This window comes from Paraclostridium dentum, assembly GCF_048568265.1.
Classification (GTDB): domain Bacteria; phylum Bacillota; class Clostridia; order Peptostreptococcales; family Peptostreptococcaceae; genus Paraclostridium; species Paraclostridium dentum.
On the sequence record NZ_CP183813.1, the window covers coordinates 2,959,974 to 2,983,430 of the forward strand.

The following is a 23,457-nucleotide window of genomic DNA, read 5'->3' on the forward strand; positions in this document are numbered from 1 at the left end:
TAGCACCCTGAAAACTGAATAACATTTATTAAGATTAAATAATCTTGGTCAAGTCCTCGATCTATTAGTATCGGTAAGCTACATACATTGCTGCACTTACACCTCCGACCTATCAACCAGGTAGTCTTCCTGGGATCTTACCCTTACGGTGGGAAATCTTATCTTGAAGTTGGCTTCGCGCTTAGATGCTTTCAGCGCTTATCCATTCCGTACATAGCTACCCAGCCATGCCCTTGGCAGAACAACTGGTACACCAGAGGTACGTCCATCCCGGTCCTCTCGTACTAAGGACAGGTCTCCTCAAATTTCCTACGCCTGCGACGGATAGGGACCGAACTGTCTCACGACGTTCTGAACCCAGCTCGCGTACCACTTTAATGGGCGAACAGCCCAACCCTTGGGACCTACTACAGCCCCAGGATGTGATGAGCCGACATCGAGGTGCCAAACCTCCCCGTCGATGTGGACTCTTGGGGGAGATAAGCCTGTTATCCCCAGGGTAGCTTTTATCCGTTGAGCGATGGCCCTTCCATGCGGAACCACCGGATCACTAAGTCCGACTTTCGTCCTTGCTCGACCTGTATGTCTTGCAATCAAGCTCTCTTCTGCCTTTACACTCTACGCACGATTTCCGACCGTGCTGAGAGAACCTTTGAGCGCCTCCGTTACTCTTTGGGAGGCGACCGCCCCAGTCAAACTGCCCACCTGACAGTGTCCCAATACCTGATTCAAGGTATCTGGTTAGAATCTCAGTACTACAAGGGTGGTATCCCAAGGATGGCTCCACCGAGACTGGCGTCCCGATTTCATAGCCTCCCACCTATCCTGTACATGTAGCACCAAAATTCAATGTCAAGCTACAGTAAAGCTCCATGGGGTCTTTCCGTCCTGTCGCAGGTACCCGGCATCTTCACCGGGATTACAATTTCACCGAGTCTGTTGTTGAGACAGTGCCCAAATCGTTACGCCTTTCGTGCGGGTCGGAACTTACCCGACAAGGAATTTCGCTACCTTAGGACCGTTATAGTTACGGCCGCCGTTTACTGGGGCTTAAGTTCACTGCTTCGGATAAATCCTAACAGATCCCCTTAACCTTCCAGCACCGGGCAGGCGTCAGCTCCTATACATCGTCTTGCGACTTAGCAGAAACCTGTGTTTTTGGTAAACAGTCGCTTGGGCCTATTCTCTGCGGCCACCTCGGGCGTTAACCCTAACGTGGCACCCCTTCTCCCTAAGTTACGGGGTCATTTTGCCGAGTTCCTTAACAACAGTTCTCTCGCTGGCCTTAGGATACTCTCCTCACCCACCTGTGTCGGTTTGCGGTACGGGCACCTTTAATCTCGATAGAAACTTTTCTCGACAGTGTGAAATCAGCTACTTCGCTACTTAATTTCGCTCCCCATCGTACCCCAGCATTATCATGGCGGATTTGCCTGCCTTGACTGCCTCAGTACTTAGCCACACATAACCAACAGTGTGGTTAGCTTATCCTACTGTGTCATTCCATCTCTCAAACGATTATCGGTGGTACAGGAATCTCAACCTGTTGTCCATCACCTACGCCTTTCGGCCTCGGCTTAGGTCCCGACTAACCCAGGGCGGACGAACCTTCCCCTGGAAACCTTGGGTTTACGGCCCGTGGGATTCTCACCCACGTCTCGCTACTCATGCCAACATTCTCACTCCTATACTGTCCACACGTCCTTACGGTCATGCTTCAGCCTGCATAGGAAGCTCCCCTACCTATCATAAATGATATCGTAGCTTCGGTAGTAAGTTTTAGCCCCGGTAATCTTCGGCGCAGGATCACTCGACCAGTGAGCTATTACGCACTCTTTAAATGAGTGGCTGCTTCTAAGCCAACATCCTGGTTGTCTATGCAATCCCACATCCTTTACCACTTAACTTACATTTAGGGACCTTAGCTGACGATCTGGGCTGTTGCCCTCTCGACTATGAATCTTATTACCCACAGTCTGACTCCCAAGTATAAAATAACGGCATTCGGAGTTTGATAATCTTCGGTAAGCGCAATGCCCCCTAGGATATTCAGTGCTCTACCTCCGTATTTCTCAACCTTGAGGCTAGCCCTAAAGCTATTTCGGGGAGAACCAGCTATCTCCGAGCTCGATTGGAATTTCACCGCTATCCACAAGTCATCCCCGAGCTTTTCAACGCTCGTGGGTTCGGACCTCCACGAAATTTTACTTTCGCTTCATCCTGCTCATGGATAGGTCGCTCGGTTTCGGGTCTACGACAGCAAACTTAACGCCCATTTAAGACTCGCTTTCACTACGGCTCCATACCTTAAGTACTTAACCTAGCTTACTATCGTAACTCGTTGGCCCGTTCTACAAAAAGTACGCGGTCACACATATAAAGTGCTTCCACAGCTTGTAAGCGCAGGGTTTCAGGTTCTATTTCACTCCCCTCCCGGGGTTCTTTTCACCTTTCCCTCACGGTACTATGCGCTATCGGTCACTAAGTAGTATTTAGCCTTGGAGGATGGTCCCTCCTGCTTCCCACAGGGTTTCACGTGTCCCGTGGTACTCTGGATCACATCTAAAGTCTTCTCGTTTCAACTACGTGGCTATTACACTTTATAGCGGAGCTTTCCAACTCTCTTCGTTTACGATACCTCTTTGTTGATGATGTGTCCGCAACCCCAGCGAAGAAAACTTCACTGGTTTGGGCTATTCCGCGTTCGCTCGCCGCTACTTACGGAATCGAATTTCTTTCTTTTCCTCCGGGTACTTAGATGTTTCAGTTCCCCGGGTTCCCCTCACTAAGCTATGTATTCACTTAATGATACTTAGACATTACTCTAAGTGAGTTTCCTCATTCGGAAATCTTCGGATCAAAGTTTACGTGCAACTCCCCGAAGCTTATCGCAGCTTATCGCGTCCTTCATCGGCTCTTAGTGCCAAGGCATCCGCCCTGCGCCCTTAATAACTTGACCAGTTATTAAAAGTGTTATTTTTTAAAGAGTTTTCTTCTCTTATATTGGTTTATTTAATCATCACTAAATGTTATGCAGTTTTCAAAGTACTAAAGTACAATTAAGTACTAATTTTGAGAACAATAAGCTCTCAAAATTAAACAGTAGGCAATTACTCCTTAGAAAGGAGGTGATCCAGCCGCACCTTCCGATACGGCTACCTTGTTACGACTTCACCCCAGTCATTGGTTTCACCTTCGACGGCCGCTTCCTAAAAGGTTAGCTAACCGGCTTCGGGCGCCCCCAACTTCCATGGTGTGACGGGCGGTGTGTACAAGACCCGGGAACGCATTCACCGCAGCATTCTGATCTGCGATTACTAGTAACTCCAGCTTCATGTAGGCGAGTTTCAGCCTACAATCCGAACTGAGAATGGCTTTAAGGGATTAGCTCCACCTCGCGGCTTGGCAACCCTCTGTACCACCCATTGTAGCACGTGTGTAGCCCTAAGCATAAGGGGCATGATGATTTGACGTCATCCCCACCTTCCTCCGAGTTATCCTCGGCAGTCCCTCTAGAGTGCCCAACTTAATGCTGGCAACTAAAGGCAAGGGTTGCGCTCGTTGCGGGACTTAACCCAACATCTCACGACACGAGCTGACGACAACCATGCACCACCTGTCACCACTGTCCCCGAAGGGAAATCTCCGATTAGGGAGAGGTCAGTGGGATGTCAAGCTTAGGTAAGGTTCTTCGCGTTGCTTCGAATTAAACCACATGCTCCGCTACTTGTGCGGGTCCCCGTCAATTCCTTTGAGTTTCACTCTTGCGAGCGTACTTCCCAGGCGGAGTACTTAATGCGTTAGCTGCGGCACCGAGGGGGGTAACCCCCGACACCTAGTACTCATCGTTTACGGCGTGGACTACCAGGGTATCTAATCCTGTTTGCTCCCCACGCTTTCGTGCCTCAGTGTCAGTTACAGTCCAGAGAGCCGCCTTCGCTACTGGTATTCCTCCTAATATCTACGCATTTCACCGCTACACTAGGAATTCTACTCTCCTCTCCTGCACTCAAGTTCTCTAGTTTCAAAAGCTTACTACGGTTGAGCCGTAGCCTTTCACTTCTGACTTAAAAAACCACCTACGCACCCTTTACGCCCAGTAATTCCGGATAACGCTAGCCCCCTACGTATTACCGCGGCTGCTGGCACGTAGTTAGCCGGGGCTTCCTCCTCAAGTACCGTCATTATCTTCCTTGAGGACAGAGCTTTACGACCCGAAGGCCTTCATCGCTCACGCGGCGTTGCTGCATCAGGCTTTCGCCCATTGTGCAATATTCCCCACTGCTGCCTCCCGTAGGAGTCTGGACCGTGTCTCAGTTCCAGTGTGGCCGATCACCCTCTCAGGTCGGCTACTGATCGTTGCCTTGGTAAGCCATTACCTTACCAACTAGCTAATCAGACGCGGGTCCATCCTGTACCGCCGGAGCTTTGATACAAAAGCCATGCGACTTTCATATATTATCCCGTATTAGTATACCTTTCGGTATGTTATCCGTGTGTACAGGGCAGGTTACCCACGCGTTACTCACCCGTCCGCCGCTCTCTCCGAAGAGATCGCTCGACTTGCATGTGTTAGGCACGCCGCCAGCGTTCATCCTGAGCCAGGATCAAACTCTCAAATATAATTTAAAAAGTTGTCCATCGCTCAGCTAATCATTATCTGAATATCTGGCTTGGTTGTTTGTGTTTAATTCTTTAAAAAAGAATTTTTATAATTAACCTACTGTTTAATTTTCAAAGTTCATTTTTTCTTTTGTGTTTCGTCCGTTTCTTAAGGACAAGTAATACTATATCACCTTTATTAAACACCGTCAACACTTTTTATAATTTTTTTTAAATTATTTTGCAATTTTTTCTTGATAATATTCTCTATTTCTTTTAACCCTAGTATTTGCAACCCTCTTACCTTTAGTATTCGCATTAATTTTTTTAGATTTAATACTATTAAAATCTCTTATAATTTCTGAACTTATATGAATCATAACTTGTACAACTAATCCCATAACAGATAAAAGACACATCCAATTAATTAAATTTTTCATATCAAATCCCCCTAATTTTTTATTAATACTTACTTCTAAATTTTTATTCCATTTTCCTTTATATACTTTTCATCATTACTTCTCATTTTCTAATATTATCTTTCAGTTTTTTTCAGCATTTAATATTTGTTCTCAAAATTATATATCAGTATTAATTTTTTACTGTTGAATTAAACATAAAAAAACCTTTCTAAAATATTATTTAGAAAGGTTCTAATCTATTATTTACTCTTCTATTTCATCTGCAGAGTTTTCTTTTATAGGTTTCATTGTAGGGAATAATATAACGTCTCTTATAGATGGAGCATTTGTTAATAACATAATAACTCTATCTATTCCTATTCCTAGACCACCTGTTGGAGGTAGACCTACTTCTAGTGCATTTACAAAATCTTCATCCATATCACAAGCTTCATCGTCACCTAATTCTTTCTTTCTTAATTGATCCATAAATCTTCCTTTTTGATCTATAGGGTCATTAAGTTCAGAGAAAGCATTTGCTAACTCCCACTTATTAGCGAAAGCTTCAAATCTATCTGTTCTTCTAGGATCTTCTACGTTTCTCTTAGCAAGCGGAGAAACTTCTACTGGATGATGAGTTATAAATGTAGGTTGAACTAACTTATCTTCACCAAATTCTTCAAATAAAGCGTTGATAACTTCTCCTCTTCTCATACCAGGAGTTATTTCTATACCTTTTTCTTTAGCTATTTCTAATGCTTCTTCATCAGTATCTATAGTAGAGAAGTCTACTCCAGCATACTCTTTTACACATTCTTCCATAGTCATTCTTCTCCATGGAGGTGTAAAGTCTATTTCTGTTCCTTGATAATCTATTTTCATGCTTCCAGTTGCAGCTTCAGCCATATGAGCTATTACATTTTCAGCTATTTCCATCATATCTGTATAATCTGCATATGCTTGGTATAATTCTATAGCAGTATACTCAGGATTATGTTTGATTGACATACCTTCATTTCTAAACATTCTTCCCATTTCATATACCTTATCAAATCCACCAACTATAAGTCTCTTTAAGTATAACTCGTTAGCTATTCTTAGATACATTGGTATGTCTAATGTGTTGTGATGTGTTATAAATGGTCTAGCATTCGCTCCACCAGCTATAGTGTTTAATATAGGAGTCTCAACTTCTAAGAATCCTCTTTCATCTAAATAAGATCTTAAAGCTTTCATAGCTTTAGTTCTTGTAACGAAAGCATCTTTAACCTCTGGGTTAACTATTAAATCAACATATCTTTGTCTGTATCTTAAATCTTGATCTTTTAATCCATGGTATTTTTCTGGAAGAACTTGAAGAGACTTAGTTAATAATTTTACATCATTAGCTTTTATAGATATCTCTTCTTTCTTAGTTTTAAATACTTCTCCTTCGATACCTATTATGTCACCTATATCATATGTAGAGAATACAGCATATTCTTCTTCACCTATTCTATCTAATCTTACATAACACTGTATTCTTCCTTCTTGATCTTGTATATCTATAAATCCAGCTTTACCTTGTATTCTCTTACTCATTATACGTCCAGCTAGTTTAACAACCTTACCTTCAAAAGCTTCAAAGTCATTCTTTATATCTGTAGAACAGTTAGTTCTATCATATCTACTTATATGGAATGGATTTCTTCCCATCTCTTGTAATTTAGCTAATTTTTCTCTTCTTACTTTAAGTACTTCTGTAAGTTCTTCTTTAGCTTGATCATTAACGTTTTGTTGATCATTATTCATTTGTATACCTCCAGATTATCTTCTTATTTCTAATATCTCGAATTTAGCAATACCATCAGGAACTTGAACATCTACTACTTCTCCTTTAGCTCTACCTAAAAGAGCTTTTCCTACAGGTGATTCGTTAGATATCTTACCTTCATATGGATCCGCTTCTGCAGAACCAACTATTGTATATTCTACTTCTTCTTCGAACTCCATATCATTAACTTTTACTATAGATCCTATAGTAACTATATTTGAATCTATTTTAGATTCATCTATTATAACTGCTTTTCTAAGCATATTTTCAAGCTTCATTATTCTTTCTTCAACTTGTGCTTGCTCATTTTTAGCTTCGTCATACTCAGCATTCTCTGATATATCTCCAAAAGATATAGCCACCTTTATTCTCTCAGCAACTTCTCTTCTTCTTACTGATTTAAGATGCTCAACCTCATCTTCTAATTTTTGATATCCTTCTTGAGTTAATAATATTTCCTTATTATCTTCCATAACCCCTACAACTCCTTCTCTTTGATTTTTATTTAACATTAAACAAAATTAATTTTATATCTTATTCATTTATGCGCTATATTATAAATTACTATCACCCTTATGTCAAGGAGTGTGATAAGTAGTCACGTAGCTTGTTTACTACCTCTTCATAGCTTTCTATCTTGTTAATTTCATCTCTTAATTTAGCCGAACCTCTAAGTCCTTTTAAGTACCATGCAATATGTTTTCTCATTTCTCTTACAGCTACATATTCTCCATGTTCATCTATCGCTAATTTAAGATGTTTTAAAGCTGTATTTATTTTTTCTTCACCTGTAGGCTCTGGCAAAATCTCACCTGTTTTCATATAATGATTTATTCTTTTAAATATCCATGGATTACCCTGAGCTCCCCTACCTATCATTATAGCATCACAATTAGTTTTATTTATCATATTTATAGCATCTTCAACTTCAAAAACATCTCCGTTACCTATTACAGGTATATCTATATTTTCTTTTATTTTAGCTATTATATCCCAATCTGCTTTTCCTGAATAATACTGTTCTCTAGTTCTTCCATGTATAGCCAACGCACTTATCCCCGAAGCTTCTGCGATTTTAGCTATTTCAACTGCATTTATATTATTGTCATCCCAGCCTTTTCTAATCTTTAAAGTAACAGGTTTTTTAGAGTTCTTTACAACAGACTTTAAAACTTCTTCAGCTAACTTAGGATTCTTCATAAGAGCTGATCCATCTCCATTTTTTATAACCTTAGGAGCTGGGCATCCCATGTTTATATCTAGTATTTCATTAGGGTATTCATTTAATATTTCTGCTACTCCTCCCATAAAAGCTGGGTCGGAACCAAAAATTTGCACTGCTACCGGATGTTCTTCCTCTTCTATTTTAAGCATTTTTTTCGTGTTTTGATCATCATAACAAAGCGCTTTTGCATTTATCATCTCTGTGTATAACATTCCACAGTCTTGTTCTTTACATATAAGTCTAAAAGGTAAATCTGTTACTCCTGCCATAGGAGATAAAAATACTTTATTGTCTAACGTAACATTTCCTATTTTCATATACGGTCTCCTTTATTAATATATTTTATTATAAATATACCCAATTTATTTAATAATCTTATCATAAAAAAGGAACTGGATGTAAAATCCAATTCCCTGTTACTATTCTTTATTTTTATTGTAAATAATTTTTAATCCCTCTAGGGTTAAATTTTTATCTACACAATCTATACTATCAGTTTCTGATGCTATCAATGATGAAAGTCCTCCAGTAGCTATAACTTTTATATCGTTATTTCCTAATTCCTTTTTCATCATAGCTATAATCTTGTCTACTAATCCTACATATCCATATATTATCCCCGATTGCATAGCCGAAACTGTATTTTTACAAATTGTCATTCCAGGTTTTAACAGTTCAACTCTAGGAAGTTTTGATGCTCTTTGGAATAAAGCTTCACTTGATATCTTTATACCCGGCGCTATAGTTCCACCTAAGTATTCTCCCTTTTCTGATATTGCACAAAATGTTGTAGCTGTTCCAAAATCTATTATTATCATCGGTGATTTATATTTTTCTATAGCAGCTACAGCATTTACTATCCTATCCGCTCCTACTTGTTTAGGGTTATCATATTTAATATTTAATCCTGTTTTTATGCCAGGTCCAACTATTAAAGGTTGCTTATTGAAATATTTCACACAGAAATTTTCAAGTGAATGCATAACATTAGGTACAACTGATGATATTATTATATCTTTTATTGAATTTTTGTCTACATTATCATATTGAAATAAATTATTTATTAACATCCCGTATTCATCAGATGTCTTTGCTTTATCCGTACTAATTCTCCAATAATTTTTTAACTCTGTTCCCTCATATATACCTAAGACCATGTTTGTATTACCAACGTCAAATACTAAAAGCATCTACTCTAACCTTCTTTCTATTTTTTGCTTTTCTTTAGTATAGCTACAACTCCTGATACTACTAAAGCTCCAATTATAGCTTCGGGGATTCCATTAGTAGTAGCAATACCTAATATTACAGCTCCAGCCGTGGATGTGTCTCCTCCTATAGCTTCTACGTATCTTTGTGCATATAAGAAATATACCATTCCTAAAACACCAAATGTATTTATAAGAGAACCTATCAGTCCTGAAAAAGCACCTGCAACTGATGTTTTTTTCATTATTTTAAACACACCTTTATATACATAGAATGACACAATTCCCATTATAACTCTAGGTAGTATAGATATAAAAGGATTCATAAATACAAATGAAGTTGGTTTTGGCATTGTAATAGCTCTTATAAAGCTTGTAAATCCAAAAATAAATCCTATTATTCCACCTACCACAGGCCCTTCTATTATAGAACCTATTATTACAGGTATATGCATTATAGTTGCATCAATGGGTCCAATTGGTATAAATCCTAAAGGTGTCATTGATAGCATTATCGATATGGCAGATAACATACCTATTATCGCCATTTGTCTAACATTTATTTTCTTTCTTGTTTGAATCTGTGTTTTCATCATAAAATATACCTCCGTTCCAGCTCTTATAGATGCCGGACTTTTTGTTTTTAACTAATCAATTATCTATACAATAAATCAGTCAGGCTCCTATTTTTTTATGGATGCCAGCTGCAACAAAACAATTTTATCAATATGAAATAACATTGTCAATAATTCTTATTTCAAATTAATTTCATTATACGATAGTATGTTATTAGTTTTTGAGGCATTTTTTATTGCGCTTATTACACTTTTTTCCACTACTTCACTTGCAATTGAACCTAATAATGTTATATCTGTTTCAACTTCTCCAGTTGCTAATGTAAATATCGTATCTCCATCATGAGGAGTATGTATAGGGAATATAGATTTAGCAAAACCATTATGAGCCATTTGTGATATTTTTTTACATTCAGCTTTTGATAATTTAGCATTTGTTGCAACAGCACCTATAGTAGTATTGTCTATATTAAAACCACCCTTATTGACACCTTTTTTCATTAAATCATATGTATTTAAAAAATCAGTTTTTTCATCATTTAAAACACCAGCTATAACTTGTCCATTTTCATATACATCACCAAACGCATTCACAGCTATAATCGCAGAAACCACCAATCCATTGTCTAATTTAATTGAATAACTCCCTATACCTCCCTTTGTACAAAACTCACTTCCTCTTATCTTTCCAACTGTAGCTCCACATCCAGCACCATAATTTCCTTGCTTAAGTTCAATATTATTAGCTATTTGGCAAGCTTTATATCCCATTTCTATATTTGGTCTACATTTAGGATCTCCTACCCCTAAATCAAATAAAACCGCACCAGTAACTATAGGAACTTTAGCTACTCCAACATCAAACCCTATTCCTTTCTCCTCTAGGTATCTACTAACCCCACATGTAGATTCCAGTCCAAATGCAGAACCCCCTGATAACACAATAGCATGGACTTTCTGAACCATATTTATAGGATCTAATAAATCAGTTTCTCTAGTTCCTGGAGCTGAACCTCTAACATCAACTCCACAAACCCCTCCATCTTCACATATAATAACGGTGCAACCTGTTAATCCTTCTTTATCCTCTACCTGTCCAACTTTTATACCTTTTACGTCTAAAATATTATTAAACATATCCATGTTCTCCTCTTATAGAAACTTCTCCAGATATAATTTCTTTTAATTTTCCATTTTTATCTTTAACTACTAAATCTCCATTTTCATTTATATCTATACAAGTAACTTGTTCTTTAACATTATTTTTTATGGTATATATTGCTTTACCTATAATCGCAGAGTAATTTTTACATACATCTAGAGTAGAACCTTTATCATTTTCATTTATATACGAATTATACTTTAATTCAAATTCACTAAGTATATTTCTAACAATATCAACTCTTGATATTTCATATCCTTCTCTTTGTATTGATGTTGCAATATTTCCTATCTCTTCAGGAAAATTGATAGTTTTTACATTTATTCCAATACCTACCACAATATAATTAACTCTCTCTATCTCCGCCGACAGCTCTGTTAGTATCCCACAAGTTTTCTTTCCATTTAATATAATATCATTAGGCCATTTTATAGTAGCGTCTACCCCTAAGTTTCTCATTGCTTTAACTATACTCGCTCCAGCAACTAAAGTTATAAAAGGGGCATCCATAGGAAGTATATTTGGCTTTAGAATTATACTCATCCATATTCCTTCATGCTTTTCAGAGTGCCAGCACTTTCCTAATCTACCTCTTCCATTTACTTGTTCTTCACTTAAAATCACAGTTCCATCTGTAGCTTCGTTAGCTATTGACTTAGCATAATTATTCGTAGAATCTATAGAATCAAAATGTATTATTTCTTTTCCTATGAACTTAGTTTTAAGATTATGTAGTATGTTTTCTTTACTTAAAATATCATTTGGCGATTCTTTTAATCTGTATCCCTTTTTATTAACTGACTCTATTTCATATCCTTGTTCTTTTAAAACATTAATATGCTTCCATACAGCCGTTCTAGAAATTCCTAATTGCTTCGAAATTTCTTCTCCTGATATAAATTCTAAATCACTATTTAATAATAAATTAACAATTTTTTCTCTCAAAATAACACCTCTATCTAATTAATAATTAAAGTAAAGGCTAGGGAAAACCCTAGCCTCATTTTTTATTACTCATCTATTTGATCTTTGTCATTATCTACATTATTGTTATTGTTAACATCTACATCCTGAATTTCATCTTTCTTTGCCTCTTTAAAATCAACTTCAATAGCATCTTCTTTATTGATAGTTTCTTCTGTTGCAGCATTTTCTAATTTAGGATCTAATGATAACTCTTTATTAAATGCTTTTATAAACTGATCTGCATCTAATGTTTCGTATATTAATAATGCTTGAGCTACATATTCTAATCTATCCATATTATCAGTTAATAATTGTTTAGTATTTTTATAAGCCACATTAACGATGTCTTTTATTTCTTTATCTATTTCAAATGCAACTTCTTCAGAATAGTTTCTCTTGCTACCTATACTATTTCCTAAGAATACTTCTTCTTCTCCATCTCCAAATGTCATAGGTCCTAATTTAGAACTCATTCCATATTTCGTAACCATTTGTCTAGCAGTTGCTGAAACTCTTTCTAAATCGTTTGAAGCTCCTGTAGATATATCATCTAAAGTTAACTCTTCTGCAACTCTACCACCAAGTAAAACAATTATGTTTTCTTTCATTTCATTCTTAGTAGCATAGAATTTATCTTCAACTGGAAGTTGCATTGTAAATCCACCAGCTCTTCCTCTAGGAACAATTGTCACTTGATGGACAGGACTTACATGTTTAAGAACGTGTGCACATACAGCATGACCTGCTTCATGATACGCTGTTAACTTTCTTTCTGGTTCACTTATAACTCTAGATTTTTTAGCAACACCTGCTATTACCTTAGTTATAGCTTCCTCTATAGTTTCCATATGGATTTTCTTTTCTCTTTTTCTAGCTGTAAGTATAGCAGCTTCATTCATTAAGTTTTCTATATCTGCAGGTGTGAATCCTGGAGTTCTTCTTGCAAGAACTTCAATCTTAACATCCTCAGCTAACGGTTTATTCTTAGAATGAACCTTAAATATAGCTTCTCTACCTTTTACATCCGGTGCTCCTACAACCACTTGTCTATCAAATCTACCAGGTCTTAAAAGTGCTGGGTCTAATATATCAGGTCTATTTGTTGCAGCCATTATTATTATACCTTGGTTAACACCAAATCCATCCATTTCAACTAGTAATTGGTTAAGGGTTTGCTCTCTTTCATCATGGCCTCCACCAAGACCCGCACCCCTTTTTCTACCAACCGCATCAATCTCATCTATAAATATTATAGCTGGAGCATTTTTCTTTGCGTCTTCAAATAAAGATCTAACCCTTGAAGCTCCTACCCCAACAAACATTTCAACGAAATCTGATCCACTTATACTAAAGAATGGCACTCCCGCTTCTCCTGCAACTGCTCTTGATAAATATGTTTTACCAGTACCTGGAGGTCCAACCATTAATATACCTTTAGGTATTCTAGCTCCTAAATCAATATATTTTTTAGGGTTTTTCAAGAAATCAACAACTTCTTGTAAGTCTTCTTTTTCTTCATTAAGTCCTGCTACGTCTTTAAATGTAACTCTTGTTTTATCATCATCCTTATGAACTTTCGCTTTTGATTTTCCAAAGTTCATAACTTTTCCGCCTCCACCTTGAGACTGATTCATAAATACAAACCATAGTATTAATACAAAGAAAAGCATAAGTAGCGATGGTATTATATCAAAGAACCAAGGAGTTGTTGGTTTTGGTGCCCCAATTAATTGTAATTTACCTTCGTTAGCTTGTTTTAATAATTGATCTGCAAGCTTTTCTGATTGAATCTCTTGTGGTATGTATGTTTTAAACTTTTTATTCGTACTCTTTATAGTTCCCTCTATAACCGTGTCTTCTACAATCTTTATACTAGATATGTTTTCTTTCATAAGTTCTCTGTAGACACTTGAAAACTTCATTTCTTCTACTTTCTCTGTTGGACTACCTGAGAACTGTACTATCCCCACGATAATTATAAATATAAGTAGATAGAAACCTGCTCCCTTTAAAATCTTATTCAAAAGAAGCCCTCCTTTCGTAAGTTGTTTTAATTTATAGTTTCTTAAAGGTAATCTTTAAGACTTCTTTTGTATTTGCATCAATTTTATAATTTTCACTAATCTTATAATCTCCAACACAAACTACTTCTTCATTATCTACCAACACAGGAATTTTACTTCTTTCTTCCCTAGGTATCTTCAAATCTATGAATAAACTTTTTAATTTCTTGCTTCCTCCAGCAAGTTTTATTTTATCCCCAGATTCTCTATTTCTTACTACTATCCCTCCTTTAAATTTATCTAAGTCAAATCCTTTAGAGGATTTATCAGCTTTCATACTTTTAAATCTTTCAACACTCATTGTTTTAGTTTCTATAAAGACTCCTGTTTCTTTTATTTTTATAACCCCATCTTTAGGAACGTTATAATTAAATTCGAAATCTTCATATGTTATTTCTTCATTTGTAAATAATATACTATCATTGTTTCTATATACAAACAAACCTCTAGGTAAAACTAATTTTTTATTTATTTTATCTTCATTCTCTAAATCAAATACATCTTCTATATGCTTTTGATCTACAAAATTAGTATCTCCTAAAATATACTTAATAGAATTTCTAATTATTCTACTTTTTATTGCTTTGTGTAAATCAATATATTTATCTAATATGATTTCAACACTTGTATTATTATTTAATTTTGAAACCTCTTCAAACTTTTTATTTCCTTCTTCTTCAATATAATCATTATCTAGCTTTAAGTTATTACCCATCCTACATATAGATTCAATCACATTAGTATTAAAATTTTCTTGCATATAAGGAATTAAATCTAATCTTATTTTATTTCTAGTATATATGTTTTCTAAATTTGTACTATCTATTCTCGGATTTAAATTATATTCTTCACAATATGCTTCTATACTACTTCTTTCTATATCAAGAATAGGTCTAATTATAGTTTCATCTCTCTTATATTCAATACCTTTTAATCCTTGTAATCCAGTGCCTCTCATCATTCTCATAAGAATAGTTTCAGCTTGATCGTTTAAGTTATGTCCTATTGCTATTTTATTTGATTTAGTTTTTTGCTTTATCTCATAAAACATTTCATATCTTAATTTTCTAGCACCTTCTTCTATTGATAATCCATTTTTTTTGCAATATTCAGGCACATTTATTGATTTAACAAAAAATTTAACACCTAAACTATCACATAGTTTAGATATATACATAACATCCTTTTGTGCTTCTATACCTCTTATTTGGTGATTTAAGTGTGCTGCATATATGGAAATATCGTATTCTTCCTCTAGTTGCTTTAATATATGCAATAAACACACAGAGTCTGGTCCTCCTGATAGACCTAATACTATTTTATCACCCTTTTGTAATAAATTATATTTATTTATAGTACTTCGTACTCTATCTACTATCATAAATCATACCTCTTATACTTAGTTTTTTGACTCAAGTATACTTTCTATAAAAACTTCTTAAATCCTTGTATAAATTATTTTATTTTAAAACCTTGTTAAATAATATAATACCAAATAAATTAATCCAGGGGTAGTTTTTTTACATACATTTAATTCCATCAATACAAAATTCACATTACTTAAATATAATTAAAATAATATCATACAATAAGAGTATAAAATACCATTTTACAAAATTAATTTTTTATAAGTAAGGAGTAATCAAAATGAAAAAAATTTTATCAGTTTTAATTACATCATTTGTATTTGTATCTTTTATTTCAATTAATTCCCATTGTTTAGAAAACACACAGGTCGATAAAAAGACTGCTTATATTACATTTGACGATGGTCCAAATAAAAATACTCCTGAAATATTAGATTTATTAAGCAAGTATAATATGAAAGCAACTTTTTTTGTCTTAGAAGATAGAATAACCTTATATCCCGACATAGTCAATAGGATGCTTAAAGAAGGTCATTCAATAGGCTTGCATGGTCAAAGCCATGAAAAAGCAGTATTTTATTCTTCTGGTTCATCTGCTTTAAACGAAATTAATAATACAAGACATACACTGAAAGATTTAACAAGTTACGATACTAAACTAGTCAGAGTCCCTTATGGTAGCAAGCCCTACCTAACAAAAAATCAATACGATAGTTTAGTTAACTCTGGTTATAATCTTTGGGATTGGAGTATAGATAGCACAGATACACATAAAAATGCAACTGTATCATCTATAGTTTCTAACACTAAGAATTCCTTAAGTGAATCTGGAAATTCAGTTATCTTGTTTCATGACAAACAAACAACTGTAAAAGCTTTACCTAGTGTATTGGAGTATTTAAAAAATAATAATTATGAAATTAAAGTCATAGACCAAAATCAAACTCCAATGAATTGGTGGAATAGAAATTTCTATTAATTTTAAAAGCTGACTAATTATTAGTCAGCTTTTAATTAAGCTCTTCCGCGTTTATACTCACTTTATTTATTCCTTCAAACAATCCATCTATACACATATTATACTCTATATTTAACTGTATAGATTTATTTAATTTGTTTATTTCTAGTTTTTGAGTATTTATTTTTATATCAAATAATCCTTGAGGAGTTCTATATTTAGTTATTGTCTCTTCTCCTTGAACAAACTTCATATCTGATTTAACAACTCCAAATCTTTTTATAAAAACTTCATTTTCTGAAATTTTTATCGTAGTTGTTACATGAACAGATCCCTCTTCTAATTCTTCTTTATACACTATATATATATCATTATTTTTCTCATACATACTTCCTTTAGATGTAACTTCTATTAAATCTTCATTACCTAAATTGTCATATTGTTTTGTATGCATAGATATATTTACATCTATCATATTTAACCTCCATAGTAATATAAACCTTAGGTGAAATTCACCTAAAGTTTACACTTTAACTAATATTTTTGAATTTCAACTTGTTCTATATCCGTTATTTCTCTATTAAGAAACTCTTTACCTATAGATGCAAATCTTTCAGGTATATCAGATACATAATATTTATAGTATCCTTCTTTATCTACATTATTATTTAACAAATTATTTTTAGTTAAAACATCTTTTAAATCTTTAGCTGTTTCTCTAGCAGGATTTACCAAAGATATTTTTCCTTCTAATACTTTATTTATAGTTCTCTTTAAAAGCGGGTAATGGGTGCATCCTAAAACTAAAGAATCTATATTTGAAGCCTGTAACTCTTCTAAATATTTTTTAGCTGTTAATTCTGCAACTTCCGTATTTGCCCATCCTTCTTCAACTATAGGAACAAATAATGGACATGCTTTACCAATTATTTTTATTTTATCGTCTAACTTATGAATTTCGCCCTCATAAGCTTTTGAATTTATAGTTCCTTCTGTTCCTATAACTCCTACAACTTTGTTTTTAGTAGTATAGGCCGCCGTTCTAGCTCCAGCTTCTATAACACCTATTATTGGTATATCATATTTTGCTTGTGCTAGTTCTAAACTTCTAGCTGTTGCTGTATTACAAGCTATTACTATCGCCTTAACACCTTTAGATATTAAAAAGTTAATAGCTTGAAAAGTGTATTTAATAACTGTTTCTTTAGATCTTGATCCATAAGGAACCCTAGCCGTATCTCCAAAATACACTATATTTTCACTAGGAAGTATACTAGTTATTTCTTTTAAAACTGTAAGTCCTCCTAATCCCGAATCAAAAACTCCAATTGAATTATTATTCATCTAACATGCACCTTCTTCTATTGTCTATCCTCTATAGCTAATTTTATTAAATTGTCTATAAGGTCAGTGTATTGTATTCCTGTTGCATCCCAAAGTTTTGGATACATACTTATATTCGTAAATCCTGGTAAAGTATTTATTTCATTTATATAAATTTCTCCATCTTTTTTATCAACAAAAAAATCTACTCTAGAAAGACCTTTACCATCTATAGCTTTAAAAGCATCTATAGCCATTTGTCTTATTTTCATCATAGTTTCTGCATCAATACTAGAAGGTATTTCTAGCTTAGATACTCCATTTATATATTTATCTTCATAATCATAAAAATCTTTTGCAGGTATTATTTCTCCAGCTATCGATGATTTTACTTCATCATTTCCTAAAACAGCAACTTCAATTTCTCTTGCATCTATACCTTGTTCTAATACTATTCTTCTATCATACTTTAAAGCTTCATTTATTCCACTTAAAAGTTCATTTCTATTAGATACCTTTGATATACCTACACTAGAACCCATGTTAGCTGGTTTAACAAATATAGGATAATTTAAAGTTTGCTCTATTCTATCAAGCTCATCATTCTTACTTATATCAAATTGCCATTTAGTTGTATAAGTATAATCTACTTGAGGTAATCCAATTTGAGTAAATACTTTTTTACATATAAGTTTATCCATACCTACACTAGATGCTAAAACACCGCATCCAACATATGGAATATTACTTATCTCAAATAGTCCTTGTATCTTTCCATCTTCTCCATAAGGTCCATGAAGTACAGGGAATAAAACATCAAAATGCTTAAAGGTTCCATCATTAAATTCTAGACCTACTTTAGAATTCCCGTTAGGCATTAAATTAATTTTAACAGTTTTATCCGCTAATTCTTCCCATTTTCCATTAGCTATATTTTCTGCAGAACCACTATAATACATCCATTTTCCGTCTTTATTTATTCCTATTGTGTGTATATCATATTTTTCTTTATTTATATTCTTAAATATAGATGAAGCTGAAATTCTTGAAACATCATGTTCACCGGATTTTCCACCGAAAATTAATGCTACACTTAATTTTCTCATCTTATTTCACCCTTCTAATTTAATTTGTATTTTTATAATTATATGCGTTTTTATTATCTAAGTGATTATTATAGTTCATTTAACAAAAAAAATAAAGGAGTAGTTACTCCTTTATTTTTAATATTTATCTATTTCGCAAATACATGATTTCCTATTCTTTTATATGGATCTAGTTTTTTAATCCAGTTGCAAGTTGAAATTTCCGGATTCCAAAAATATATTGCTCCACTCGTAGGATCACTTCCATATAAAGCTTCTCTAGCTGCTTTATATGCACTATCTGTTGGATCCTTATAAATTTCCCCATTATCTACTACCGAAAATGCATTTCTTTGATAAATAACATCTTTTATATTATCTGGAAATCTAGGATCTAAAACTCTATTTATTACAACCGCCGCTACGGCAACTTGTCCTTCATATTCTTCTCCTCTAGCTTCACTAGATACTAATTTGGACAATAAATACAGTTCATCATTTGTAATACTTATAACTTCTTTTGGTTCTGATTTATCTTCTTTATTATTGCTAACGAACTTATTACTTTCAATTCTATAGCTATTTTGTGTATTGCTATCAGCAAATACACTATTACTATTAAATGTTAAAATTAGCAGAGTACACATCGCTAAAAAGAATTTGGTGTGATACTTCATGTCGTAAAATCCACTCCTTTAAAATATATTATTTCTTATTAGACTTTAAATCCTCTAGTATTTCTAATATTTTAAATTTGATTTTTTTATTAGATGCCTTTTCAATATTTTCTCCTGATATCAACTTATATTCTTCATCTGTTAATACCTTTTTTAGTTTTTCATCTGTCTCTTTATCTATAACACCATTATTTTCGTCAACAAAGCATAGCGGAGGAAACATTACACACCACCAATTCCTACCTTGTCCTTCACCTATAATGATTCTTAAAGCTTTATACTCTCCTGCTGGTAAAACTATATTTGAATATTGTTTTGCAGGAAAATTAGTATATTCAAGATTAACCTTCACTTCATAAGTATACCCATTTTCCTCAATAATATTTTTAGATATTTTTTCTAAGTTTTTTTTCTGAGATAAAATTATTTTTTCACTTTCCTCAATACTGTTTGATTTTTTTAACATCGGTTGTAAATACTTAATAACTTCATCTCTTACTTTCAACTTTAATGCCTGATCTTCATTGCTATCACTGTTTGCTAAAACATGAAATCTTATTAATTTATCTTTATAATTGCTTGAAACTCTTTCAACTTTATTTACTTCCCCAAAAATATATATAGTACTCATTATAATCATAGTTATTAATAAAACACTTAACCCCATTATTCTTAACTTTATCCTTTTCATAATATATATCCCCCTAATATATTTTAATATCTTGATTATCTCCTAATATGGATTTTTTATTCTTAAAGTTTTAAAAAAACATAAAAAAATAGACTGTTAATTTAAACAGTCTATTTTTTTATATATTTTTATTATTCATAGCTCTCTCTATTATAAATTGTTCAGCTTTTTCTATATGCTCTATAGCATATTTTTTAGCATCTTCATTATTACCAGATATTATAGCTTTTAAAATTCTCTCATGTTCTTCTACTAAATTATATGATGTGTCAAAATCAGATATATATGTTGCTCTGAATCTATGAACTTGTTCCCAAAGTGAATTTATTATTTGACTTAACTTTTTATTTTTAGTCGCGTTGAATATACATTCATGAAACTCAACATCTTTTTTTAATAGTACATCAATTTCATCTTTTCTTTCGATGCTACGTTTAAAATCTTCTGCTATATCTTGTAATTTTTTAGCATCTTCTTCATGTATTCTCTCTGCCGCTAAATATGCAGCTAAACCTTCTAAGCTCGATCTTATCTCTAATACATCTATTATATCCTTTAATGACATATTAGCTACATATGCACCTTTCCTCGGTAACATAACTACAAGCCCTTCTAGTTCTAGTTTTCTAATAGCCTCTCTTATAGGAGTTCTACTTACACCTAATTGTTCAGCTAATTGAACCTCCATAAGTCTTTGTCCTGGTTTTAATTGCCCCTCTAAAATAGCTTCTCTTAAGTTTTCAAAAACTACATCTCTTAACGGTTTATAATTGTCTAAATTTAATTTTGTTAAGCTATCCATAAATTTCAACTCCTTTATTGCTGCTTTTAACTAGATAAACCTGATTGTACTTACCCTGTAAATCTTCTTTGGCTTTGATTGCACAATCTTTATTGTCAAATAACCCAAAAACTGTAGGGCCACTTCCACTCATCATAGATCCTAATGCTTTATTTTTGATCATTATATCTTCTATTTGTCCTATTTCTGAATATTTCAAAGAAGTAACTTCTTCTAATACATTCACCATATTCTCAGAAATAAATTTAACATCTTCCTTTTGTAAAGCATCTATAAGTTCTTTATTTTGAGGTCTTCTTTTAACTTTGTCCATATTTAAAGATTGGTAAACTTCCTTTGTTGATACAAATATATTAGGTTTACATACCAAAATGTTCAAATCTTCAGGTAAACCTTTTATATTAGTTAATTTTTCCCCTATACCTTCTGCTAATGCACTTCCTCCAGTTATACAAAACGGAACATCCGCTCCTAACTTCAACCCAATATCCTTTAATTCATTTTCACTTAACCCCAAGTTCCATAATTTATTTAAACCTACTAAAACTGCAGCTGCATTAGAGCTTCCTCCTGCCATTCCTGCTGCTACAGGTATATTTTTTTCTATAGAAATTTCTATTCCCTTTTCTATATTAAACTGATTTTTTAATAAATTTACAGCTTTATACATAATATTATCTTCATTTAAAGGTATATCTAAACTATTACTTTTTATTAATATTGAGTTTTCTTCTATTTCAGTTATTTTCAACTTATCATATAGATCTATTGTTTGCATTATCATCTCTACAAGGTGATAACCATCTTCTCTTTTTCCAAGCACATCTATTGATAAGTTAACCTTAGCTCTGCTCTTTAAATCTATAGAGTTCATGCTTTCCTCCTTATTGTGCTATAACGACCATAAATATTTATAGTATACATTATACTACAAAAAATAAAATAATAGGGAACTATAATTCCCTATTATCTTATTTTGTACATAATTTTATACTTCTACTGGAGTTTTTTTCTCAATTATTAAACATTGCCCTACATCTAATTGATCATCTGTTTTTATTTCATTTATCTCAGCTATATCATCTATTGTTGTATTATATTTCTTAGCTATATTCCATAGTTTATCGCCTTCTTTAGCAACATATATCGTTATACTAGGTCTTTGAGATAAATCTATAGGTCCTTGATCTTCGCCCTTAACAATAAAGCTATCTTTTTTCTTATCTAAAACTTCGCAGTATCTTCTAACTTTAACAGTTACATCTATTTGATCTCTATTTAAATCAAACTCTACTCTATCTATATTTACATGATTAAATGCGTTAGCACTGTCTTTTACATTTCCAACTTCAACATCATGAGTAAATGGTATTTCTTCTGTTAATCTATATACTGGTCTTAAACCTTCTACAGGAGTATATAAAACATCAATTAAAACTACACCTTCTACTATACTCTTTCCACCTTCAAATGATGAGTTTTCAACTATTATATTTGAATCTACACTTACTATATCTTTTATTTGTATATCATCACTATTATTTTTTATAGTATCTCTTATATTGAAAAATTCACTTCCACTACTTACAACTTTATTAAGCTCAACATTTCTGCTTTCAAACTTAAGAGCTCTATCAGGTGAATATGCGTCTTGTAATACCTCTCTCGTAACATCTTCTGATACTTTAACTTTAGCTCTTGCTGTACAATCTACTTCTAAAGCACCTGTATTTGTTTCTTCATTTCTCTTGAATATATAGTTTAAGTCAACTATTTCTACCATAGCCTCTTCTTTCATACCTTCGCATGCACCTGGAACTTCTATAAATTGAGTGAAATCTAACCCAACTCTATCTAATTCTACTAGTTCCCCTTCATAAGTGTAAGCTACTGGATTCAATTCTAAAACTCCACCAACTATAACCTTATTGTCAGATACCCTAGTTTCTTTTAATTTCATTCTAGGCCCTATAGAAACTATATTATCTATATCTTCAGTGCTTATGTTTATAGTATCTCTAACTACACTTTCAGATTTTTCTATTCCAACTATATCTTCAAACTGAACTTCTTTTCTATGTTTTTGAACATTTTCTATTTGAGAAACATCTTTTACTATATCTATAGTATTTTTTTCAAATAAACTACCTCTTATATTTAAAAGCGCTCCTACTCTTATCTTTCTTTCATTTATAACTGTACAATCTATATGCTCTACATCGTAGAAAAGCATATTTTCCATATCAGCTACTATATTATCTTTTTCTACCACTTCATTTATTTCTATTCTTCCCTCTACATTTGATACAGTGTTTTTATCTTCAGTTAGATAAATCACATTATAATTAAAATTCCCTCTAAATATTATTTTACCATCTAATATTTCTTGTTTCTTTAAAGCTATGTACCCCTCTGTTTTTATTATTTCATATACGTCGTCCTTTTTATCTGATACAACAGCTTCTGTTTCTATAAAAGTTTGAAACCTTCCAAAATCAATTCTGTTGTCAACTTGTAAAATATCTTTTATAAGATTCAT

Annotated in this window: 19 protein-coding genes and 2 rRNA genes; 1 reads left to right on the forward strand and 20 read right to left on the reverse strand. The window is 33.4% G+C overall.

Going from position 1 to position 23,457, the window contains the following annotated elements; translation table 11 throughout:
- Positions 1-44: 44 nt before the first annotated feature.
- From ACN6I1_RS13885 to tilS, 12 genes are all read right to left on the reverse strand, one after another.
- Positions 45-2,959 (reverse strand): 23S ribosomal RNA (locus ACN6I1_RS13885).
- 162 nt (positions 2,960-3,121) lie between these two features.
- Positions 3,122-4,623 (reverse strand): 16S ribosomal RNA (locus ACN6I1_RS13890).
- The 16S and 23S rRNA genes sit together here, the layout of an rRNA operon.
- Before the next feature lie 215 nt (positions 4,624-4,838).
- Positions 4,839-5,042, reverse strand: coding sequence for a hypothetical protein (locus tag ACN6I1_RS13895; protein WP_021429479.1), 204 nt, complete (start codon positions 5,040-5,042; stop codon positions 4,839-4,841).
- Positions 5,043-5,267: 225 nt separating this feature from the next.
- Entirely contained in the window at positions 5,268-6,794 is a 1,527-nt protein-coding gene (gene lysS, locus ACN6I1_RS13900) for a lysine--tRNA ligase (protein WP_419742230.1), read from the reverse strand.
- A gap of 15 nt (positions 6,795-6,809) precedes the next feature.
- A complete protein-coding gene (gene greA / locus ACN6I1_RS13905; protein ID WP_021429468.1) occupies positions 6,810-7,289 on the reverse strand; it encodes a transcription elongation factor GreA in 480 nt (159 codons plus the stop codon).
- A gap of 100 nt (positions 7,290-7,389) precedes the next feature.
- Entirely contained in the window at positions 7,390-8,358 is a 969-nt protein-coding gene (dusB, locus tag ACN6I1_RS13910) for a tRNA dihydrouridine synthase DusB (RefSeq protein WP_419742231.1), read from the reverse strand.
- 102 nt (positions 8,359-8,460) lie between these two features.
- Entirely contained in the window at positions 8,461-9,231 is a 771-nt protein-coding gene (locus ACN6I1_RS13915) for a type III pantothenate kinase (protein ID WP_053832367.1), read from the reverse strand.
- 17 nt (positions 9,232-9,248) lie between these two features.
- A complete protein-coding gene (locus ACN6I1_RS13920) occupies positions 9,249-9,845 on the reverse strand; it encodes an ECF transporter S component (protein WP_419742232.1) in 597 nt (198 codons plus the stop codon).
- A 156-nt stretch (positions 9,846-10,001) separates the two neighbouring features.
- Entirely contained in the window at positions 10,002-10,961 is a 960-nt protein-coding gene (locus ACN6I1_RS13925) for a P1 family peptidase (protein ID WP_419742233.1), read from the reverse strand.
- The gene (locus ACN6I1_RS13930; RefSeq protein ID WP_419742234.1) at positions 10,954-11,931 is read right to left on the reverse strand and encodes a biotin--[acetyl-CoA-carboxylase] ligase; all 978 of its coding nucleotides are present in this window, start codon (positions 11,929-11,931) and stop codon (positions 10,954-10,956) included. Before ACN6I1_RS13930 ends, ACN6I1_RS13925 begins: the two co-directional genes overlap by 8 nt.
- Before the next feature lie 65 nt (positions 11,932-11,996).
- Positions 11,997-13,976 (reverse strand): ATP-dependent zinc metalloprotease FtsH, encoded by a 1,980-nt coding sequence (ftsH, locus tag ACN6I1_RS13935; RefSeq protein ID WP_021429502.1) that lies wholly within the window; start codon positions 13,974-13,976, stop codon positions 11,997-11,999.
- 31 nt (positions 13,977-14,007) lie between these two features.
- The gene (gene tilS / locus ACN6I1_RS13940) at positions 14,008-15,396 is read right to left on the reverse strand and encodes a tRNA lysidine(34) synthetase TilS (RefSeq protein ID WP_419742235.1); all 1,389 of its coding nucleotides are present in this window, start codon (positions 15,394-15,396) and stop codon (positions 14,008-14,010) included.
- 266 nt (positions 15,397-15,662) lie between these two features.
- Here tilS and ACN6I1_RS13945 point away from each other — a divergent pair, with 266 nt between their 5' ends.
- Entirely contained in the window at positions 15,663-16,361 is a 699-nt protein-coding gene (locus ACN6I1_RS13945) for a polysaccharide deacetylase family protein (RefSeq protein WP_419742236.1), read from the forward strand.
- A gap of 31 nt (positions 16,362-16,392) precedes the next feature.
- On the opposite strand, the gene ACN6I1_RS13950 is transcribed toward ACN6I1_RS13945, so the two are convergent.
- From ACN6I1_RS13950 to ACN6I1_RS13985, 8 genes are all read right to left on the reverse strand, one after another.
- The gene (locus ACN6I1_RS13950) at positions 16,393-16,815 is read right to left on the reverse strand and encodes a DUF1934 domain-containing protein (protein WP_419742237.1); all 423 of its coding nucleotides are present in this window, start codon (positions 16,813-16,815) and stop codon (positions 16,393-16,395) included.
- A 59-nt stretch (positions 16,816-16,874) separates the two neighbouring features.
- Positions 16,875-17,684 (reverse strand): glutamate racemase, encoded by an 810-nt coding sequence (murI, locus tag ACN6I1_RS13955; RefSeq protein WP_150886710.1) that lies wholly within the window; start codon positions 17,682-17,684, stop codon positions 16,875-16,877.
- 17 nt (positions 17,685-17,701) lie between these two features.
- Positions 17,702-18,769 carry a D-alanine--D-alanine ligase gene (locus tag ACN6I1_RS13960; RefSeq protein ID WP_419742238.1) on the reverse strand — a complete coding sequence of 356 codons (1,068 nt, stop codon included), beginning with the start codon at positions 18,767-18,769 and terminating at the stop codon, positions 17,702-17,704.
- A gap of 128 nt (positions 18,770-18,897) precedes the next feature.
- Positions 18,898-19,425: a cell wall hydrolase gene (locus ACN6I1_RS13965; protein WP_029878062.1), complete on the reverse strand. Its 528-nt coding sequence runs from the start codon at positions 19,423-19,425 to the stop codon at positions 18,898-18,900.
- A 28-nt stretch (positions 19,426-19,453) separates the two neighbouring features.
- The gene (gene spoIIR / locus ACN6I1_RS13970) at positions 19,454-20,116 is read right to left on the reverse strand and encodes a stage II sporulation protein R (protein ID WP_419742239.1); all 663 of its coding nucleotides are present in this window, start codon (positions 20,114-20,116) and stop codon (positions 19,454-19,456) included.
- Positions 20,117-20,234: 118 nt separating this feature from the next.
- Positions 20,235-20,918 carry a GntR family transcriptional regulator gene (locus tag ACN6I1_RS13975; RefSeq protein WP_021428109.1) on the reverse strand — a complete coding sequence of 228 codons (684 nt, stop codon included), beginning with the start codon at positions 20,916-20,918 and terminating at the stop codon, positions 20,235-20,237.
- Positions 20,911-21,792 carry a 4-(cytidine 5'-diphospho)-2-C-methyl-D-erythritol kinase gene (gene ispE, locus ACN6I1_RS13980; RefSeq protein WP_419742240.1) on the reverse strand — a complete coding sequence of 294 codons (882 nt, stop codon included), beginning with the start codon at positions 21,790-21,792 and terminating at the stop codon, positions 20,911-20,913. Before ispE ends, ACN6I1_RS13975 begins: the two co-directional genes overlap by 8 nt.
- Positions 21,793-21,906: 114 nt before the next feature.
- Positions 21,907-23,457: a DUF3794 and LysM peptidoglycan-binding domain-containing protein gene (locus ACN6I1_RS13985; protein ID WP_419742241.1), complete on the reverse strand. Its 1,551-nt coding sequence runs from the start codon at positions 23,455-23,457 to the stop codon at positions 21,907-21,909.